Here is a 17,985-nt window from a genome sequence, read left to right on the forward strand (position 1 = left end):
CCCAGATTTGAGCATTTGCTCAGAAAATCAGGAACCAAAGTCTGTTCATGTCGTTGATGTGGCATGGCAAATGAAACGAAACGAAAAGCACTGGGAGGCATGTCGACCTTTGTGGCCGTCATCTTCCTCATCGCAATCGCTCTCGCAGCCTTTTATCTTTTCGGCATGACGCCGGGCGAAGCGTGATCAGCAGATACACAAAAAGGGGCTGGATTTTCCGGCCCCTTTTTTACATCAACGGCAGCATAGAGAATATGTTCGCCCCTCAGGGTCGGAAATCAAAGCCCGAGTTCGCGCTTGAATACAGCGGACAACCGCGCACAAAATTCGACAGTGATCTGCTTGTCAGACAATGCATAGGCCCGCGTTGAAGTCCGCTGGGCAGACTTGAAAGCCTTCTCCGTTTCCGCCTGCGGATCGGAGACGGTGCTGCGCGCATACTTCAGATACAGCAATTTCGAATCCCATACCATTGACGGCCGCTTGTAGCGAATGTCGCAAGCCCGCGCATAGATCATGGCCTGTGCGGCAACGTCCAGTTCCGAACCCGTGGGTACGGAAGGCAAGGTTTGAGAGTGCGCCACGGATGCCAGCAGGCTACCGGCGAAGCAAATCGTAAGCAGGCGTGCTTTCAGCATCCGTGGCGCTCTAAATCAGATTGCGGCGGTTACGATGAACTCGACCTTGTACTTCGGAGCAGCCAGAGCAGCTTCGCTCGTGGCGCGGGCCGGCGGGTTGGCCGGATCGATCCAGGCTTCCCAGACGGCGTTCATTTCACCGAAGGTCGACATGTCGGAGAGATAGATGATCGTCTGCAGTACCTTCGACTTGTCGGAGCCGGCAGCTGCCAAGAGGCGATCGACTTCAGCGAGAGCGTCCTTGCACTGGTCGGTAACGGTTTCGCCTTCGCCAACCTGGCCGGCGAGATAGACGGTGTTGCCGTGTACGACCGCGCCGCTCATGCGGGCGCCGGGCTCGATGCGCTTGATGCTCATGGGAATGCTCCTGAATGCTGAGCTTGGAAAAAGCACGGCGAGAAACTCACGCCGTGCGCGAAAAACGGGCTAGCCCTTGAAACGCTGGGCCTGTTCGTAGATGGCGGTCGAGCGTGCGCCGGACCGGCAGAAGCCGAGCATCGGCTTTTGGAAATCTTCCAGCGCATCGGCCATCTCGGTCACGCCCTCCGGCGTCAGGCCCATGCGGCCGACCGGAATGTGACGGATTTCGAGGCCGAGTTCCTTCGCGCGTGCTTCGATTTCGGCATAGTGCGGCTGACCGGGCTCTTCCTCGTCGGGACGATTGCAGACGATAGACTTGAAGCCGAGCGCCTTGACCTCGTCCAGTTCCTCAACGGTGATCTGACCGGAAACGGAATACTCGTCATTGATCTGGCGGATATCCATGGGCAACCTCCATTTTTTGTGGCGCCAGCATTACGCGGTGGCTTGACGAGCGTCAACGGCAGATGACCGCATCTCAGACGAAGGCAAAGCGAAGCGCATAGTCTGCGCTCTCGCCGGGTTGGAGCCATTGCAATTCGCCTGTCTTGGCCAATTCCTCACGGCCAGCCAGGCGATGCGATACCGGTTCAATTCCAAGCACATGCGCCGGCGCCTTCTGGTTTCTCCACACCTGCAGATAAGGCAGGCCATCGGTCTTGAAGCGCACCTTCAATGTCGCCCCCCCGAGCGACGCGATCGGGCCAAGCGCCACTTCCGCCCACTCCTCGCCCTCACGGCCTGCCAGCACGCAGAACACACTGCCCGGCTCAGGTCCGAAATCCCAGCGCAGCTGGCCACCATCCAGCATGGCGCCGGTCAGGTGCACGCCATCATCGAACAGCCATGCGCCGATATTCATGTGGTACATATGCACCCGCGCCATCGGCCTGGTTCCGGTATTGGTAACCTTGTCCTGCAGGCAGACCTCGCCGGTTGCGCCATCGATCCTCCAATGACGTTCGAGCAGCGCCTCGCCGCCATCTGCCGTCTGAACCGGCACACGCGCCCGACACTCGGCCTCCTCCCCCTGCATATCCCAGAACAGAATCTCGGCCGGGTGGGAAGAATAGGAACCATGCAGCGGATATTTATGGCCATCAGCGGCTCCGGCGATCACTTCCGGATGACGGATATGGTCCGGCCCGCATGTGAACAGAAAACCTTCCAGCGAATGGTCGATACGCGAATCACCGTCATCGGGGATCGCGCGGCCGGGAGCGATATCAGTGTCGTGAACAAAGCACTTTCCGATATCCAGAACGGAGCTCTCATCGAGCTCGAGCTTCGGTCCAAGGGCCGCCGTAAAGATTTTCATCCACATTTCCTCCTGATGCTCACAACGCGTTTACCTAAGGTGAGCGGAATTTAATGATTCATTTATTGCAAACTGGGATTTTTCCATACAAGCGTCAAAATTAGCTTGTCAGTCAATGCACATAGCAAACGGGAACCAAGCACCCACATTCCCGATTACATGAATGTGCAACAGTATAATCGGTGAGAACGTGAAGCGCTCCGTCCTTTTCAGCATCAGCCTTGCGGCTCTGGCGATCTCGGTCGTTCCTGCGGCAGCGCAGTCGCGTTACGAGCAATATTCCGATAGACCCGTTCTGGTCGCACCGGATGGCGCGATCCTCGACTACTTGCCCAACCAGCGGGATATGTATCTCAGTCGCGACGGCTCAGGCCGGCGGGTCTATCTCGACCGTTACGGCAATATCATCGCCACGGAAATGCGTCAGGGTGGCAATCGGCAGCGTTATGAGGAGTATCCGCCGGCACCGCGAGGTTATGACAACCGCCGTCAGGCAGGAGCCAATACCTCGCGTTACGACAATCAGGGCGGATACCAGGATTATCGTCAATATCGCCCGGAAGAGCCGGGATCGGTAACCGGCTCGATTGGCGGCTCCGTCACCCGCATGCCGCTCGAGCAGCAGGAACTGCCGGGCGTCGATCAGGGCTATTCGGAAGAAGCATCGCTTGAGCCGAACCAGAGCATGCCACCGGCAGATAACCTGCACCCGAACAAGCCGGTCATCACCGTCACGAAAAAACCACAGGCCGAGATCGCTGCCCTGCAGGTCTTTCTCGACCGCGAAGGCATTTCGCCCGGCGTTATCGACGGCCACCTTGGCGATAACGTCAACAAGGCGATTGCAGCCTGGCAGGAAATGACGGGCGAAACGCTCGATCCGAACAATTCCGAGGATATCATGCAGCGCCTCACCTATTCGGGTGGACTGCCGATCGTCGACTATACGATTACCGCATCGGACGCTGCAGGTCCCTACGTTGCCGCCATTCCGGAAGACTACGCCCACAAGGCCGCGCTGCCAGCCATGTCATTCACATCGGTTACGGAAAAGCTGGCTGAACAGTTCCATATGGACGAAGGGTATCTGAAGGCCCTCAACCCGAACGCCGACTTCACCATCCCCGGCACGATCGTCAAGGTCATCAATCCTGGCCAGCCGAAGACAGGTCAGGTGACGCGCATCATCGCCGACAAGGGGCGCAAGCAGGTCTTTGCTTATGGTGCCGACGGTAACCTGATCGCCGCCTATCCGGCAACTATCGGATCTTCGGACACGCCGTCGCCATCAGGCGACCATACGGTGCAGCGTATAGCGCTTGATCCGGGATATACCTACAATCCGAAGATCAACTTCACCCAGGGCAACAACACTCAGATCCTGCAGATCCCGCCGGGTCCGAACGGCCCGGTCGGTACGGTCTGGATTGCTCTTTCCAAGCCCACTTACGGCATTCACGGCACGCCGGAACCGTCGAAGATCGGCAAGACCAACAGCCACGGCTGCGTGCGCCTCACCAATTGGGATGCGACGGAACTCGCCAAGATGGTCAAGCCGGGAACCACAGTGCAGTTCGTCGAATAAACAGACCAAGGCATACAAACGTCCCAAACGACAATGGCCGGCTTTCGCCGGCCATATCCATATCTTAAAGTGTATGGAAATGTATCAGGCGACACCCCGGCCAAGCCCGATCAGCCGGGCGACGGCAGTGCGGGTCATTCTGGTCGGCATCAACCGCAAAACCTCGGATGCATAGGCGCGAACGTTATCCTTCGCCTTTTCGACATTGCTGACCTTCGACGGATCCATGCTGTAAAGCGTACCGCCACTCTCAAACAACTCCTTGAAAGCGGTCCGCTCGCCGATCGGCGTTGCAAGCACATTCACACCCTTGGCCGCCAGCAAGCCTTTGATGGCAAGCAGCGCCTTGGTCGTAACCATCGACGTCACTCGTGTCAGTACGACCGAATGCGCAATATCCAGCCTGCCCTTCTCCTTCATCATCGCCAGAAGGTCGAGGATTTGCGCAGCTCCCTTGGCATCCATCGCCGAACCCTGCACCGGGATAAGCACATGGTCAGAAAGCCCGAGCGCCGTTGTCACCAACGCATCGCGCGCGCCTGCAAGGTCGATGATGAAATAGTCGGTAGCGGAGGCCATTTCCCGTAAATGGCAGTGGAGTGACGCAACGGTAACCTCCGAGATCACCTCGATATTGCGGACCTTGCCGGAGGTCTCCTGCCACTGGCTGATCCAGCGCTGCGGATCGGCATCTATGATCGTGATGCGAAATCCCTGATGTGCAAGCTCCGTCGCAAGCAGCAGTGCTGCGGTCGTTTTGCCGGCTCCGCCCTTGGCATTGGCGAAAGATATGACTGGCATTTTCCATCCTTGGAGGTGACGAGCCGCATCGCTCTGCTGGCATCCCCTAAGCATGGGGCCTTCTCAGCTACATCTTTTCCAAAGACGGTTAATCAGCAGTTAATTTGCAGCCTGACGCGGCCGCTTCACCGTAAACTGATGCATTCGGGCATCAACGGGGCGACAACAAACAACGATCGCCCCGTTTTATTACCCTTCCTGATCAGGCGAGCGACGCCGCCTCCTTGTGCCCCATGGCAAACTCTTCCTCCGGGGAAAGAATCAGCCGATGGCGACCGACAATGGCGAAATAGGCGATCGCCACTGCGAACCACACTACGACCCAGACCACGCCCTTGAAGAAATTCGGATCCTGGATCTGGTAGATCAGCGTGACGACAGCAATCCCGATTGTCAGCGCAGCACCGGGGATACCAAGCGGCGAGCGGAACGGCCGCTCTATATTCGGCAGCTTTTTACGCAGAATAATGAAGGAGATCGCCTGCATGATGTATGAGAACATCGCTCCGAAAACGGCCATGTTCAGGAGCACCGCGCCGATCACCGTCCCGCCCTGCTCCGCGCCAAGCGCGAACCAGATAACCAACATGACTGCGAGACCAACGGCAGCACCGGCCATCATCGCCACGTAAGGGGTTTTGTAGACTGGATGAGTAACCGACAGCGCAGTCGGGAAATAACCGGCACGCGAAAGCGAATAGATCTGCCGGCCCTGCGCGTAGAGGATGGTATGGAAGCTGGCGATCAGCCCCGTCAGCGCCACAAGCCCGAGGATGACGACACCGCTATCGCCATAAATCGCCTTGAACCCGTCGAGCAGCGGCTCAAGCGCGGATCCCAGATGGAAAGCGCCAACACCCGGCAGCGAAGGATTGAGCAGCACGATCATGAAGGCAGAGATCATCAGGGTTATGATGCCGAGAATGATCCCCTTGGGCATGTCACGTTTCGGGTCGACAGACTCCTCCGCCGCCAGCGGCAGTTGCTCGATGGCAAGAAACAGCCACACGGCAAAAGGCAGCGTTGCAAGAACACCCGAAAAACCGAATGGGAACCAGTCGCCGTTACCTTCGGGCAATTCGATCGCCGAGCCATCCGGTCCAACACCGATATTCAGCGCCCAGCGGGAGAAATCCATGTTCGGAATGGCGCTAATCCAGAAGAACACCAGCACAGCCAGAGAAATCAGCGTGATAACCAATGTCACCTTGAACGAAAGTTCCAGGCCGAAAACATTCAGCGCCAAGAATACGCCGTAGAACAATATCCAAAGAAGCGGCGAATAGGCTGGATCGAGACCAAGGATCGAGTTCACATAAGCCGTGATGAAGGTGACAATGACCGCCGGCGTCAGCACATATTCAACGTTTTCACAAAGACCGGTGAGAAACCCGCCCCACGGCCCCATCGCAGTGCGGGCAAAGGAGTACGCCGCCCCGGTATGCGGTAGCGCCGGGCTCATTTCCGCGATTGAAAATGTCAGGCCGAGATACATGACCGCGATGATCATGCCCGCCACCAGCATGCCACCCCATCCGCCGGTTGCAAAACCGAAGTTCCAACCGGAGAAATGCCCGGAGATAACGGCACCGACCCCGAGCGCCCAGAGCGACCAGACACCGGCATAACGCGATAGGCCGCGCTTATCGAAATAGGATGCATCAGCCTTCTTGTAGCTGACGCCCGCTGTTGAATTATCCATTCCCCTTCTCCTGCTCAAAGCAAAGGGCTCCGGCCCCAGCGGCCGGAAATGCCCATGGACCGGCCGGACCCGATCTTTCGGTGTCCGGTCCGCACAGCTCTGACTTACTCCCAGGAGGATCTTGTCGGCCTCACCGAAAAGGTGACGCTTTTTTGAGGTCGGCCGCGATCCCTCGGCCGACCCTTTCAGGGTATCCTCTTCCAAAATTTCGAGGCTAAAACGGACACTGCTCGCCGCAAGCCAGAAGTAAACGAAAGATTGACAACACAATTCTTCACTTTCAAGTTGTCGTCAAATGGAACTTCACACCGCATCTGGCCAAATTGCGCCTTGCGTGTTCCAGCAACGACGTTACTGCCCGGTTATCCACAGCCGCCCGCCTGCCGATTTTGACACTTGCGAAAAAAATGCTTTGAAAGCGCGGGGTTATACCCCGATGATATCCACCTCGCCTGTCACATACAGTTCACGATACCGCACTACGAGTTGCCGCCGACACGATCAAACCTCAGGAGGACATCCGTGCTCAAGAACGCTCATCGCCTGCTTTCGCTGACGACCGCCGCAGTCGTCGCATCCACAAGCTTCGCTTTCGCCGAGCCGAGCGCTGAACTGATCGCAGCTGCCAAGAAGGAAGGCTCGCTGACGACCATCGCACTGCCCCACAGCTGGTGCGGTTACGGCGACATCATTGCCGGCTTCAAGAAGAAATACGGCATCGAAGTCAACGAACTGAACCCGGACGCAAGCTCGGGCGACGAAATCGAAGCGATCAAGGCCAATAAGGGCAATACCGGCCCGCAGGCGCCTGATGTCATCGACGTCGGCCTCTCCTTCGGCCCGTCCTCGAAGGCCGAAGGCCTGATCCAGCCCTACAAGGTCTCCACCTGGGATTCGATCCCCGCTGACGCCAAGGATGCTGATGGCCACTGGTATGGCGACTACTACGGCGTTCTCTCCTTCGTCGTGAACACCGACATCGTCAAGGAATTGCCGAAGGACTGGAAGGACCTGACCAAGTCCGACTATGCAAATTCGGTTGCGCTCGCAGGTGACCCGCGCGGCTCCAACCAGGCCGTACAGGCCGTATACGCAGCCGGTCTTGCCGGCGGCGAAACCGACGCCACCAAGGCTGGAGAAGCCGGTCTGAAGCTGTTCTCGGAGATCAACAAGGCCGGCAATTTCGTGCCTGTCATCGGCAAGTCCGCCTCGCTGGCTCAGGGCTCCACCCCGATCGTCATCGCCTGGGACTATAACGGTCTCTCCTGGCGCGACACGCTGAAGGGCAACCCGCCGCTTGAAGTCGTCGTTCCGGAGACCGGTGTTGTGGCAGGCGTATACGTACAGGCAATTTCTGCCTTCGCGCCCCATCCGAACGCTGCCAAGCTGTGGATGGAATACATCTATTCGGACGAAGGCCAGCTTGGCTATCTGAAGGGATATTGCCACCCGATCCGCTTCAACGATCTTGCCAAGAACAACAAGATCCCGAAGGAGATGCTCGACGCCCTGCCGCCGGCAGCAGCTTACGAGAAGGCCAAGTTCCCGACGCTCGACCAGCAGGCCGCAGGCAAGACCGCCATCACCACCAAGTGGGATAGCGTCGTCGGCGCCAACGTTCAGTAATGCATCTCGCCTCCCCGCCTGTCGGCGGGGAGGCTTTCTTTATTCTCCCAAAGAAGCGCTATTTCATGGCAACGGCATCCTCGTCCTTCATCGACAGACGCACCGTCATCGATTGGCTCGGCATCGCGCCGTTCATGATCTTCGCGCTCATGTTCTTGATCGTTCCGACGCTTTATCTCGTGATGGGAGCTTTTTTCACGCCGGACGGTCAGTTCACCTTCAAGAATATCGCTGACCTTTTCACGCCGACGATCCTCTCGGCCTACTGGATTTCGATCAAGGTCTCGTTTGCCTCTTCGCTCGGCGGCGCACTGATTGGCTTTTTTCTCGCATGGGCAATAGTGCTCGGTGGCCTGCCTTCCTGGATCCGCTCCGGCCTTCTGACATTCTCCGGCGTCGCCTCGAATTTCGCCGGGGTACCGCTTGCTTTTGCATTCATCGCCACGCTCGGCCGCACTGGCCTTGTAACGGTATTCCTGCGCGAGTGGTTCGGCTTCAATCTCTACTCGACCGGCTTCAATCTCCTGTCCTTCGTCGGGTTGACGGTCACCTACATGTTTTTCCAGATCCCGCTGATGGTTCTGATCCTGACACCTGCGCTTGATGGACTGAAGAAGGAATGGCGCGAGGCCTCGGAAATCCTCGGCGCGTCAACCTGGCAATACTGGCGGATGGTCGCCTTCCCGATCCTCTGGCCAAGCCTGCTCGGCACCAGCCTGCTTCTCTTCGCTAATGCGTTCGGTGCTATCGCCACCGCCTATGCGTTGACTGGCTCCTCACTCAATATCGTGCCGATTCTACTTTACGCACAAATCCGGGGTGACGTGCTGCATAACCCGAACCTGGGTTATGCGCTGGCGCTTGGCATGATCGTCATCACCGGCTTGTCCAACATTCTCTATATCTGGCTGCGTATGCGCGCCGAACGCTGGCAAAAGTGAGGGCGTCACAGATGAAGATGACGAAATTCTTCGCCTGGCTCGCCATCGCTATCGGGCTGATCTATTTTTTCGTTCCGCTGCTCGGCACGTTTGAATTCTCGTTGCGCATGCGCCGCGGTGAATATTCCTTCGACGCCTATGGATCGGTCTTTTCCGATGTCCAGTTTCAGCAGACCTTCGGCTTTTCCATCCTGATGGCGCTGTTCACCATAGCCTTCGGCATGCTGCTTGTCGTACCGACGGCCTACTGGGTCCGTCTTCGCCTGCCGCAGATGCGCCCGGTGGTCGAGTTTGTCACTCTTATGCCTCTCGTCATTCCGGCGATCGTCATCGTCTTCGGTTACCTGCGCCTCTACAATTCCTCGTCCTACATCCCGTTCACCGGCTCGACATTCGGCACCAACGTGCTTCTTGTGATGTCCTACATCACCCTGTCGCTGCCCTACATGTATCGCTCGGTCGACACCGCGATGCGCACGATCGATGTACGCACCCTGACCGAGGCCGCCGAAATCCTCGGCGCAAAGTGGCCAACTATATTGTTTCGCTGCATTTTCCCGAATGTCATGTCGGGTGTCCTGTCGGGTGCCTTCATCACATTTGCAATCGTGATGGGCGAGTTCACCATGGCAGCCCTCCTCAATCGCCCGGCCTTTGGTCCGTATCTGCAGCTCGTCGGCGCCAATAAGGCCTATGAGCCGTCCGCCCTCGCCGTCATCGCCTTCGCCATGACCTGGCTTTCCATGGGCCTTATTCAGCTCGTCTCCCGTCTCAGCAAGATGGCGCCGGCCCGCCGCGCCTAAGGAATTTTCGCCCATGTCCTTCCTCGTCCTCGACAGTCTCAAGAAGAGTTTCGGCCAGACCCAGGTCGTCAAGGATTTCAACATGTCGATCGACAAGGGAGAATTCATCTCCTTCCTCGGCCCGTCCGGCTGCGGCAAAACGACGATTCTCAGAATGATCGCAGGTTTCGAAACCCCGAGCGACGGCACGATAACCATCAACGGCAAGAACCAGTCCGGGCTGAAGACCAGCCAGCGCAATATTGGCATGGTTTTCCAGGCCTACGCGCTCTTCCCGAACATGAATGTTTTCGACAACGTCGCCTTCGGCCTCAAGGTCGCGGGCCAGCCGAAGGCTGAGATAGAGACGCGGGTGAAGGAGATGCTGAAGCTCATCCATCTTGAGCACCTTGCCGACCGCTATCCCTACCAGATGTCTGGAGGCCAGCAGCAACGCGTGGCCCTTGCGCGGGCGCTGGCTCCCAAACCCCAGGTTTTGCTGCTCGACGAACCGCTTTCTGCTCTTGACGCAAAAATCCGCGTATCGCTGCGCGAAGAGATCCGTCAAATCCAGCGCCAGCTTGGAATCACCACCGTCTTCGTTACGCACGATCAGGAAGAGGCGCTGTCCATCTCCGATCGTATCGTCGTGATGAATGCCGGCCGCGCCGACCAGATCGGCACGCCATCGGATATCTACAATCGCCCCGCCACCCGTTTTGTCGCCTCCTTCGTCGGCACGCTTAACATCATCGACGCGACGGTAGCCGAGCCGGCCGCCAATACGATCCGTATCGGCGAAAACGTCATCACTCTACGCGAGCCTATCGGCGCTCTGAAATCTGGAGAAAAAATCTCCGTCGCCCTGCGGCCGGAAGCGGGTTCGTTGGCAGAAAGCGCCAAAGGCGATACCGCACTCACAGGAACCGTCGTCTCGTCTCACTTCCTTGGTTCGGTCGTTCGCACGAAATTCGACGTTGGCGGCAACCAGATCTCTTTCGATATGTTCAATGCGCCGGACAAGGTTCTTCCGAAACCGAGCGAAACGGTCACGCTGCGCTTTGCGGCGAGCGACCTGTTATTGATCAAGGACTGATGGCCGACACCGGCGGACGGCACCAATCCTGTTGCCAAACTGCATCGCAAAGCCGGTGGAATGACCAGAAAAACAGCCTTTAAACCTTGATATGCAGCCTGCCATGCCGCATTCCGGTTGGCGCTATCTCCCTGAGCGGGAGCCCACCCCGTACTTTCAGTTGAATACAATGTCTTCGATTACTTCACCGGCTCCTTCAAGAGCCGCACCGCGCCGTCTTACCTCTCAGGATTTCAAAACCCTCGGCCTCGCTGCCCTAGGCGGCGCCCTGGAATTCTATGACTTCATCATCTTCGTCTTTTTCGCGACGGTGATCGGCAAACTGTTCTTTCCTCCGGACATGCCGGAATGGCTGGTGCTGATCCAGACCTTCGGTATCTTCGCAGCCGGTTATCTCATTCGCCCGCTCGGCGGCATCGTGCTTGCCCATTTCGGCGACATGTTCGGACGCAAGAAGGTCTTTGCCTTCTCGATTCTTTTGATGGCGCTGTCGACGCTTGGCATGGCCGTCATGCCAACCTATGCCACGATCGGCGTGTTGGCCCCCATCCTTCTCGTTCTGATGCGCATCCTGCAGGGTGCAGCCATCGGCGGCGAGGTTCCCGGCGCATGGACATTCGTGGCTGAACATGTGCCCTTCCGCCGTGTCGGCTTTGCCTGCGGCTTCCTGACATCAGGTCTGTCATTCGGCATTCTGCTCGGCTCGTCCATCGCAACCGTAATCAACACGGTCTTCACGCCGGAAGCGATCGCCGATGGCGCATGGCGCATTCCGTTCTTCATCGGAGGCATCTTCGGCCTCCTTTCAGTCTGGATGCGTCGCTGGCTGCAGGAAACGCCGATCTTCGCCGAAATGAAGGCCAGCCGTACACTTGCCCCGGAACTGCCTTTGAAGACGGTTCTGCGCGATCATCTGCGTGGCGTGATCATCTCCATGCTGCTCACCTGGATCCTTTCTGCCGCAATTGTCGTCACCACTTTGATGACCGCGACCCTGCTGCAAAAGATCTATGGCTACACGGCGCAGCAATCGCTTGCCGCCACCAGCTTCGGCACGCTGTTCCTGATATTCGCCACCTCGGCTGCAGGCAGCATTGTCGACCGGGTCGGATCAGGCCGCTTCTTCACCGTTGCCGGTGTCGTCTTCGGTATCGCCACCTGGGCCTTCTACAGCTTCGCGGCAAGCTCGATCACACTCATGTTCGTCCTCTACGCGATCATGGGCCTGGCCGTAGGCCTCGTCGGTGCGATCCCTTATGTGATGGTCCGCGCCTTCCCGGCCCGCGTCCGCTTCACCGGCCTGTCCTTCTCCTACAATGTCGCTTACGCCATTTTCGGAGGACTGACCCCGATCGGCGTAACCACCGCGCTTGCCATCAACCCTATGGCCCATGCCTGGTATCTGCTGTTCATCGCGGCATTGACGGTCGGCATCGGCATCTACCTGATGCTGCATGGCGACAAGGTCGAGTCTGAAGCCGGCATCGAGGAACTGACTGCGCGGCTGGCCAAAGCATAATCGCCGAGCTGAATGCGACATGAAAAGGAAAAGCCGGAAGGTCTCACTTTCCGGCTTTTTTGTTCGATTATCGCGAAACAATGACCTGGCAGAAAAGAACGATGCCCCCGCCGGCCTCCAGAGACGCCGCGACTGAAATATCACGGACCAAGATAACCCGATGGGGCGGTATACGACGATCTGGACGATATCGCATCACCGATAATCGTCGTCCTCAGCGCTCCTGGCTCCCGTCATAATCGCTATCTGATCACGATCAGGATAGAACTGACCGTCATGGCCGCACTGAGCCGACGTTACATGTGGGAAGGCTCATCGAGCCCTCCCAACAAATCGTTTTTATGTTCAACAGTTACGCGGCGTCCTCGACAGCCTGCTCCGCCGCCCCACCCGGCACGTAGTTCAAGACTGGTCCCAGCCAGCGCTCGACCTCCTCAATCGTCATGCCCTTGCGCGATGCATAATCCTCGACCTGATCACGCTCGACCTTTGCTACGCCAAAATAGTAGCTGGAAGGATGGCCGATATAGATGCCCGAGACCGACGAACCCGGCCACATGGCATAGCTTTCAGTGAGCTCGACACCAGTCGCATTTGTCGCATCAAGCAACGAGAACAAGGTTGCCTTTTCCGTGTGATCCGGCTGGGCCGGATAACCGGGTGCGGGACGAATGCCCGCATACTCCTCGTGAATCAGCTCATCGTTACTGAATGCCTCATCTGAGGCATAACCCCAGAATTCCTTGCGGACGCGTTGGTGCATGCGTTCGGCAAACGCTTCCGCGAAACGGTCTGCCAGCGCCTTGACCAGGATCGAGGAATAATCGTCATTTGCACGCTCAAACCGCTCGGCGATCGCCACTTCCTCTATACCCGCCGTGACGACAAACCCTCCGACATAATCGGCTTTTCCGCTATCGACCGGCGCCACGAAATCCGACAACGCCACATTCGGCCGCCCGTCGCGCTTCGAAAGCTGCTGGCGCAGGGTGTAGAAAGTGGCAAGATCTTCGGAACGTTTCTCGTCGGTAAACAGACGAATGTCATCGCCGATCGAATTTGCCGGCCAGAAGCCGATAACAGCCCGCGGACGGAACCACTTCTCCTCGATGATCTTCTTCAGCATCGCCTGGGCGTCGCTCCACAGCTGGCGTGCTGCTTCACCCTGTTTTTCGTCTTCGAGGATTGCCGGATACCGTCCCTTCAATTCCCATGTCTGGAAGAATGGCGTCCAGTCGATATACTGCGCAAGCTCTTCGAGATCATAGGTCTCGAACACCTTGGTGCCGGTAAACTGGGGCTTTACGGGTTCGTAGGCAGTCCAATCCACCTTCTCCGCATTGGCACGGGCACGAGCGATCGGCAGGCGCAATTTCTCGCGTTCATTACGGGCATGCGCCTCGGCAACTTTTGCATATTCGCCACGGATGCCCTCGACATAGGCCGGCTTCTGCTCTTCCGACAGCAATGCCGATACAACACCCACAGCACGGCTGGCATCGGTCACATAGATCGCCTGCCCTTTTTCGTAACGCGGATGGATCTTCACCGCTGTGTGGACGCGGCTGGTCGTCGCTCCGCCGATAAGAAGCGGAACATCAAATCCCTGACGTTCCATTTCGGCCGCAACATGCACCATCTCGTCGAGCGACGGTGTGATCAGGCCCGAAAGCCCGATGATGTCGACCTTCTCGGCCACGGCCGTCTCAAGGATCTTTGTCGCCGGAACCATCACACCGAGATCGATGATCTCGTAATTGTTGCAGGCGAGCACGACGCCGACGATGTTCTTGCCGATATCGTGCACGTCGCCCTTGACGGTCGCCATCAGCACCTTGCCGGCCGACTTGCGCTGGTCGCCGCCGTTCAGGCGCTTCTCTTCTTCCATGTAAGGTAGAAGCACGGCCACGGCCTGCTTCATGACACGGGCAGACTTCACCACCTGCGGCAGAAACATTTTTCCGGAGCCGAACAGGTCGCCGACCACGTTCATGCCGGCCATCAACGGGCCTTCGATGACATGCAGAGGACGCTCGGCCTTTTGCCGCGCTTCTTCCGTATCGGCCTCGATATATTCGGTAATGCCGTTCACGAGAGCATGCGACAGACGTTCCTCGACCGGCCTTTCGCGCCAGGCGAGGTCCTGAACCTTGGCTTCCTTGCCCGGTCCGCCGCGGAACCGCTCAGCCACCTCAAGCAGCCTTTCGGTACCGTCGGCGCGACGGTTCAGCACAACGTCCTCGCAGGCCTCGCGCAGTTCGGGATCGATATTCTCGTAGATCGCCAGCTGGCCGGCGTTGACGATACCCATGTCCATGCCCGCCTGAATGGCGTGGTAGAGGAACACGGCATGCATCGCCTCGCGCACCGGTTCGTTGCCGCGGAACGAGAAGGAAAGGTTGGAGACCCCGCCGGAAATATGCACGAGCGGCATAGTCTTGCGGATAGTCCTTGTCGCCTCGATGAAATCGACGCCGTAATTGTTATGCTCCTCGATACCGGTCGCGACAGCAAACACGTTCGGGTCGAAGATGATGTCTTCCGGCGGGAAACCGGCCTGTTCGGTCAGGATCTTGTAGGCACGGGTGCAGATCTCGACCTTGCGCTCATAGCTATCGGCCTGCCCCGTTTCATCGAAAGCCATGACGACGACGGCAGCGCCGTAGTGGCGCACCAGCTTCGCATGCGCCAGAAACTTCTCCTCGCCTTCCTTCAGCGAGATCGAGTTGACGATCGCCTTGCCCTGCACGCATTTCAGGCCCGCCTCGATGATCTCGAACTTGGAACTATCGATCATCACCGGCACGCGGGCGATATCCGGCTCTGCGGCAATCAGGTTCAGGAACTCGACCATCGCCTTTTCTGAATCGATCAGGCCTTCATCCATATTGATGTCGATGACCTGCGCGCCGTTTTCTACCTGGTCGCGGGCGACGGCCAGAGCTGCCGAATAATCGGCATTGGTAATCAGCTTGCGGAATTTCGCCGAGCCGGTGACGTTCGTCCGTTCACCCACGTTGACGAAGGGAATGTCCTTGGTCAGCACGAAAGGCTCGAGACCGGACAGGGACATGAACGGCACATGTTCAGGAAGCGCCCGCGGCGGGTATTTGGACACGGCCTCTGCGATTGCGCGAATATGGTCAGGTGTCGAGCCGCAGCAGCCGCCGACCACATTGACGAGGCCTTCGCGGGCAAACCCCTCCACCTGACGCGCCATCATTTCCGGCGTTTCGTCATACTGGCCGAACTCGTTCGGCAGGCCGGCATTCGGATAGGCGCAGATGAATGTGTCGGACACGGCCGACAGTTCCTGCAGATGCGGACGCATCGCATCGGCACCGAGCGCGCAGTTCAAACCGATGGTGAACGGCTGAGCATGGTTGACCGAGTTCCAGAATGCCGACGGCGTCTGACCCGACAGCGTACGGCCGGAAAGGTCCGTGATCGTGCCGGAGATCATCACCGGCAGATGCACGCCCTTCGCCTCGAAACGTTCCTCGCAGGCGAAGATCGCGGCCTTGGCATTCAGCGTATCGAAGATCGTCTCGATCAGGATGATGTCGGCACCGCCATCGATCAACCCATCGATCTGCTCGCCATAGGCGATCCTGAGGTCGTCGAAAGAAACGGCACGATAGCCGGGATTGTTGACGTCGGGAGAAATCGAAGCCGTGCGGTTAGTCGGGCCGATCGCGCCGGCGACGAAACGGCGACGACCGTCTTCCTTCTCGGCGCGGATCGCGGCACGGCGGGCGAGTCGAGCACCGTCGCGGTTCATGTCATAAACCGCGCCTTGCATCTCGTAATCCGCCTGCGCGATGCGCGTGGAGGAAAACGTGTTGGTTTCGAGAATATCGGCACCAGCCATCGCATAACGATAATGGATGTCCTCGATCGCCTGCGGTTGCGTCAGGATCAGGAGGTCGTTATTGCCCTGCTGATGACAGGCGCAGCCGATAAAGCGCTCACCACGAAAATGGTCTTCGTTGTAACCCAATCCCTGGATCTGCGTACCCATCGCGCCATCGATGACGAGAATGCGCTCACTGGCGGCTTTTTTGAGAGCTTCCAGAATTTCCGCGCCATCGCGGCGAGCACCTTCGGGACCGAACAGTTCATCGAACAAGGCAGACACTCCTGATAGAGATCAAGGCAATATTCATAATCATATAAAGATGCCTTTATGTGAAGTCCAGCACATACGTCGCAATCGCTGTCGGATTTGTCGCAACGGCCAACGGTCCGATTTATGCCAGATTCGCCGATGACAGCTATGGTCACAATGACTATAGCCTTTAAGTAACGTGTTGAGGCACAAGGGAGAAGAAGCATGAGCGATGCAGGTCAGACGTCAAAATTCTGGAGCGATCTAACCTATCATCGCCGCTGGCTGCTCGATCAGGCAGAGGGCCTGATGGACTTCTTCCAGTATCGTGCCATCAACCCCAAGGGCGGCTTCTACGATCTGGACGACGAAGGCCGCCCGCTTCCAAACGCCAATGCAGTCCGCGGCATCCACGCGTCGGCGCGCATGGTCCACTGCTACTCGATCGCCTACATGCTCGGACGTCCGGGTGCCGGTGACCTGATCGACCACGGCATGAATTTTCTCTGGAACGGCCATCGGGACCAGAAGAACGGCGGTTACGTCTGGTCGATGAACGATGACGGTCCGGCAGATACCAACAAGCAGGGTTACGGCCATGCATTCGTTCTGCTCGCCGCCTCTTCCGCCAAGCTCGTCGGCCATCCGCTTGCCGACAAGATGCTGGCCGATATTACCGAAGTGCTGGAAACCCGCTTCTGGGAAAAGCAGCACGGCGCCATCGCCGAGGAATTCACCGCAGACTGGGGACCGATCGACGACGGCACCTATCGCGGTCAGAACTCCAACATGCACCTGACCGAAGCACTGATGGCCGCCTTCGAAGCGACCGGCGAACAGCATTATCTCGACAAGGCAGAGAGTATCGCCGACCTCATCATCCGCCGCCTTGCAGGTGCGACCGGCTTCCGTGTCGGCGAACATTTCGACACGAACTGGACGCTCAACAAGGATTATTACCACCCGGACGAAATGTTCCGCCCGGCAGGCACCACCCCCGGCCACGCGCTGGAGTGGGCACGACTGACTCTTCAACTCTGGGTGCTCGGAGACAAGAAACACGCCTGGATGCCGGATGCAGCCAAGAACCTTTTCATTCAGGCCATGTCACTGGGATGGGACAAGCAGAAGGGCGGCTTCTTCTACACACTCGACTGGGATAACAAGCCGGCCAAGACCAACAAGCTCTGGTGGCCGATGTGCGAGGCTGCAGGTGCCGCTCACTTCATCAACCAGCACCTGCCGCACGATCCCTTCTTCGAGGACAGCTATCGCCTGATCTGGAGCACCATTGCAAACCGCTTCATCGACCACAGAAACGGCGGCTGGCACGAGGAGCTGACGGAAGATCTCGTTCCGGCTCACACCCTCTTCCCAGGCAAGGGCGATATCTACCACGCCTTCCAGGCCTGCCTCATTCCGCTTTACGCGGCAGACGGCAGCCTGACGAAGATGATCGGCGAGACCAACGGCGGCATTTCTGCTTGAGCGGTTTCTGTCGGCACACAC

15 protein-coding genes are annotated in these 17,985 nt (G+C 58.0%); 8 read left to right on the forward strand and 7 right to left on the reverse strand.

Features of this window, described 5'->3' with window-relative positions:
* Positions 1-63: 63 nt before the first annotated feature.
* Positions 64-186: a hypothetical protein gene (locus tag HNQ72_RS30930; protein WP_280518259.1), complete on the forward strand. Its 123-nt coding sequence runs from the start codon at positions 64-66 to the stop codon at positions 184-186.
* 92 nt (positions 187-278) lie between these two features.
* Here HNQ72_RS30930 and HNQ72_RS03515 read toward each other — a convergent pair whose 3' ends face one another.
* From HNQ72_RS03515 to HNQ72_RS03530, 4 genes are all read right to left on the reverse strand, one after another.
* Complete coding sequence (locus tag HNQ72_RS03515; RefSeq protein ID WP_183989576.1) at positions 279-638, reverse strand: hypothetical protein; 360 nt, start codon at positions 636-638, stop codon at positions 279-281.
* 15 nt (positions 639-653) lie between these two features.
* Positions 654-995 (reverse strand): RidA family protein, encoded by a 342-nt coding sequence (locus HNQ72_RS03520; RefSeq protein WP_093001109.1) that lies wholly within the window; start codon positions 993-995, stop codon positions 654-656.
* Positions 996-1,064: 69 nt separating this feature from the next.
* The gene (locus HNQ72_RS03525; RefSeq protein WP_183989577.1) at positions 1,065-1,403 is read right to left on the reverse strand and encodes a protein tyrosine phosphatase family protein; all 339 of its coding nucleotides are present in this window, start codon (positions 1,401-1,403) and stop codon (positions 1,065-1,067) included.
* Between the two features lie 73 nt (positions 1,404-1,476).
* Positions 1,477-2,316, reverse strand: coding sequence for a DUF4432 family protein (locus HNQ72_RS03530; protein ID WP_183989578.1), 840 nt, complete (start codon positions 2,314-2,316; stop codon positions 1,477-1,479).
* 163 nt (positions 2,317-2,479) lie between these two features.
* Between HNQ72_RS03530 and HNQ72_RS03535 the strand changes: the two genes are divergently transcribed.
* A complete protein-coding gene (locus tag HNQ72_RS03535) occupies positions 2,480-3,901 on the forward strand; it encodes a L,D-transpeptidase (protein WP_183989579.1) in 1,422 nt (473 codons plus the stop codon).
* Between the two features lie 84 nt (positions 3,902-3,985).
* On the opposite strand, the gene HNQ72_RS03540 is transcribed toward HNQ72_RS03535, so the two are convergent.
* Both HNQ72_RS03540 and HNQ72_RS03545 read right to left on the reverse strand, forming a co-directional pair.
* On the reverse strand, positions 3,986-4,702 hold the full coding sequence (locus tag HNQ72_RS03540) for a ParA family protein (protein ID WP_183989580.1): 717 nt from the start codon (positions 4,700-4,702) through the stop codon (positions 3,986-3,988).
* 202 nt (positions 4,703-4,904) lie between these two features.
* On the reverse strand, positions 4,905-6,404 hold the full coding sequence (locus HNQ72_RS03545; protein WP_183989581.1) for an amino acid permease: 1,500 nt from the start codon (positions 6,402-6,404) through the stop codon (positions 4,905-4,907).
* Positions 6,405-6,926: 522 nt separating this feature from the next.
* Between HNQ72_RS03545 and HNQ72_RS03550 the strand changes: the two genes are divergently transcribed.
* The 5 genes from HNQ72_RS03550 to HNQ72_RS03570 all read left to right on the forward strand — a co-directional run bounded on the left by HNQ72_RS03550 (position 6,927) and on the right by HNQ72_RS03570 (position 12,368).
* Positions 6,927-8,030 carry an ABC transporter substrate-binding protein gene (locus tag HNQ72_RS03550; RefSeq protein ID WP_183989582.1) on the forward strand — a complete coding sequence of 368 codons (1,104 nt, stop codon included), beginning with the start codon at positions 6,927-6,929 and terminating at the stop codon, positions 8,028-8,030.
* Between the two features lie 65 nt (positions 8,031-8,095).
* A complete protein-coding gene (locus HNQ72_RS03555) occupies positions 8,096-8,971 on the forward strand; it encodes an ABC transporter permease (protein WP_183989583.1) in 876 nt (291 codons plus the stop codon).
* Positions 8,972-8,982: 11 nt separating this feature from the next.
* Entirely contained in the window at positions 8,983-9,774 is a 792-nt protein-coding gene (locus HNQ72_RS03560; protein ID WP_183989584.1) for an ABC transporter permease, read from the forward strand.
* Positions 9,775-9,787: 13 nt separating this feature from the next.
* Positions 9,788-10,849 (forward strand): ABC transporter ATP-binding protein, encoded by a 1,062-nt coding sequence (locus HNQ72_RS03565; protein ID WP_183989585.1) that lies wholly within the window; start codon positions 9,788-9,790, stop codon positions 10,847-10,849.
* Between the two features lie 169 nt (positions 10,850-11,018).
* Positions 11,019-12,368: an MFS transporter gene (locus tag HNQ72_RS03570; RefSeq protein WP_183989586.1), complete on the forward strand. Its 1,350-nt coding sequence runs from the start codon at positions 11,019-11,021 to the stop codon at positions 12,366-12,368.
* A gap of 352 nt (positions 12,369-12,720) precedes the next feature.
* Here HNQ72_RS03570 and metH read toward each other — a convergent pair whose 3' ends face one another.
* Positions 12,721-16,497, reverse strand: a complete 3,777-nt coding sequence (gene metH / locus HNQ72_RS03575; RefSeq protein ID WP_183989587.1) for a methionine synthase — start codon at positions 16,495-16,497, stop codon at positions 12,721-12,723.
* A gap of 204 nt (positions 16,498-16,701) precedes the next feature.
* Here metH and HNQ72_RS03580 point away from each other — a divergent pair, with 204 nt between their 5' ends.
* Positions 16,702-17,964, forward strand: a complete 1,263-nt coding sequence (locus HNQ72_RS03580; protein WP_183989588.1) for an AGE family epimerase/isomerase — start codon at positions 16,702-16,704, stop codon at positions 17,962-17,964.
* Positions 17,965-17,985 lie beyond the last annotated feature (21 nt).

The sequence above is a fragment of the Aliirhizobium wenxiniae genome (assembly GCF_014201355.1).
Lineage (GTDB): Bacteria > Pseudomonadota > Alphaproteobacteria > Rhizobiales > Rhizobiaceae > Neorhizobium > Neorhizobium wenxiniae.

Excerpts from the sequence above, each read along its gene's own strand:
- HNQ72_RS30930 (WP_280518259.1), top strand. The coding sequence starts at position 64 with ATGGCAAATGAAACGAAACGAAAAGCACTGGGAGGCATGTCGACCTTT.
- HNQ72_RS03515 (WP_183989576.1), bottom strand. The coding sequence starts at position 638 with ATGCTGAAAGCACGCCTGCTTACGATTTGCTTCGCCGGTAGCCTGCTG.
- HNQ72_RS03520 (WP_093001109.1), bottom strand. The coding sequence starts at position 995 with ATGAGCATCAAGCGCATCGAGCCCGGCGCCCGCATGAGCGGCGCGGTC.
- HNQ72_RS03525 (WP_183989577.1), bottom strand. The coding sequence starts at position 1,403 with ATGGATATCCGCCAGATCAATGACGAGTATTCCGTTTCCGGTCAGATC.
- HNQ72_RS03530 (WP_183989578.1), bottom strand. The coding sequence starts at position 2,316 with ATGAAAATCTTTACGGCGGCCCTTGGACCGAAGCTCGAGCTCGATGAG.
- HNQ72_RS03535 (WP_183989579.1), top strand. The coding sequence starts at position 2,480 with ATGTGCAACAGTATAATCGGTGAGAACGTGAAGCGCTCCGTCCTTTTC.
- HNQ72_RS03540 (WP_183989580.1), bottom strand. The coding sequence starts at position 4,702 with ATGCCAGTCATATCTTTCGCCAATGCCAAGGGCGGAGCCGGCAAAACG.
- HNQ72_RS03545 (WP_183989581.1), bottom strand. The coding sequence starts at position 6,404 with ATGGATAATTCAACAGCGGGCGTCAGCTACAAGAAGGCTGATGCATCC.
- HNQ72_RS03555 (WP_183989583.1), top strand. The coding sequence starts at position 8,096 with ATGGCAACGGCATCCTCGTCCTTCATCGACAGACGCACCGTCATCGAT.
- HNQ72_RS03560 (WP_183989584.1), top strand. The coding sequence starts at position 8,983 with ATGAAGATGACGAAATTCTTCGCCTGGCTCGCCATCGCTATCGGGCTG.
- HNQ72_RS03565 (WP_183989585.1), top strand. The coding sequence starts at position 9,788 with ATGTCCTTCCTCGTCCTCGACAGTCTCAAGAAGAGTTTCGGCCAGACC.
- HNQ72_RS03570 (WP_183989586.1), top strand. The coding sequence starts at position 11,019 with ATGTCTTCGATTACTTCACCGGCTCCTTCAAGAGCCGCACCGCGCCGT.
- HNQ72_RS03580 (WP_183989588.1), top strand. The coding sequence starts at position 16,702 with ATGAGCGATGCAGGTCAGACGTCAAAATTCTGGAGCGATCTAACCTAT.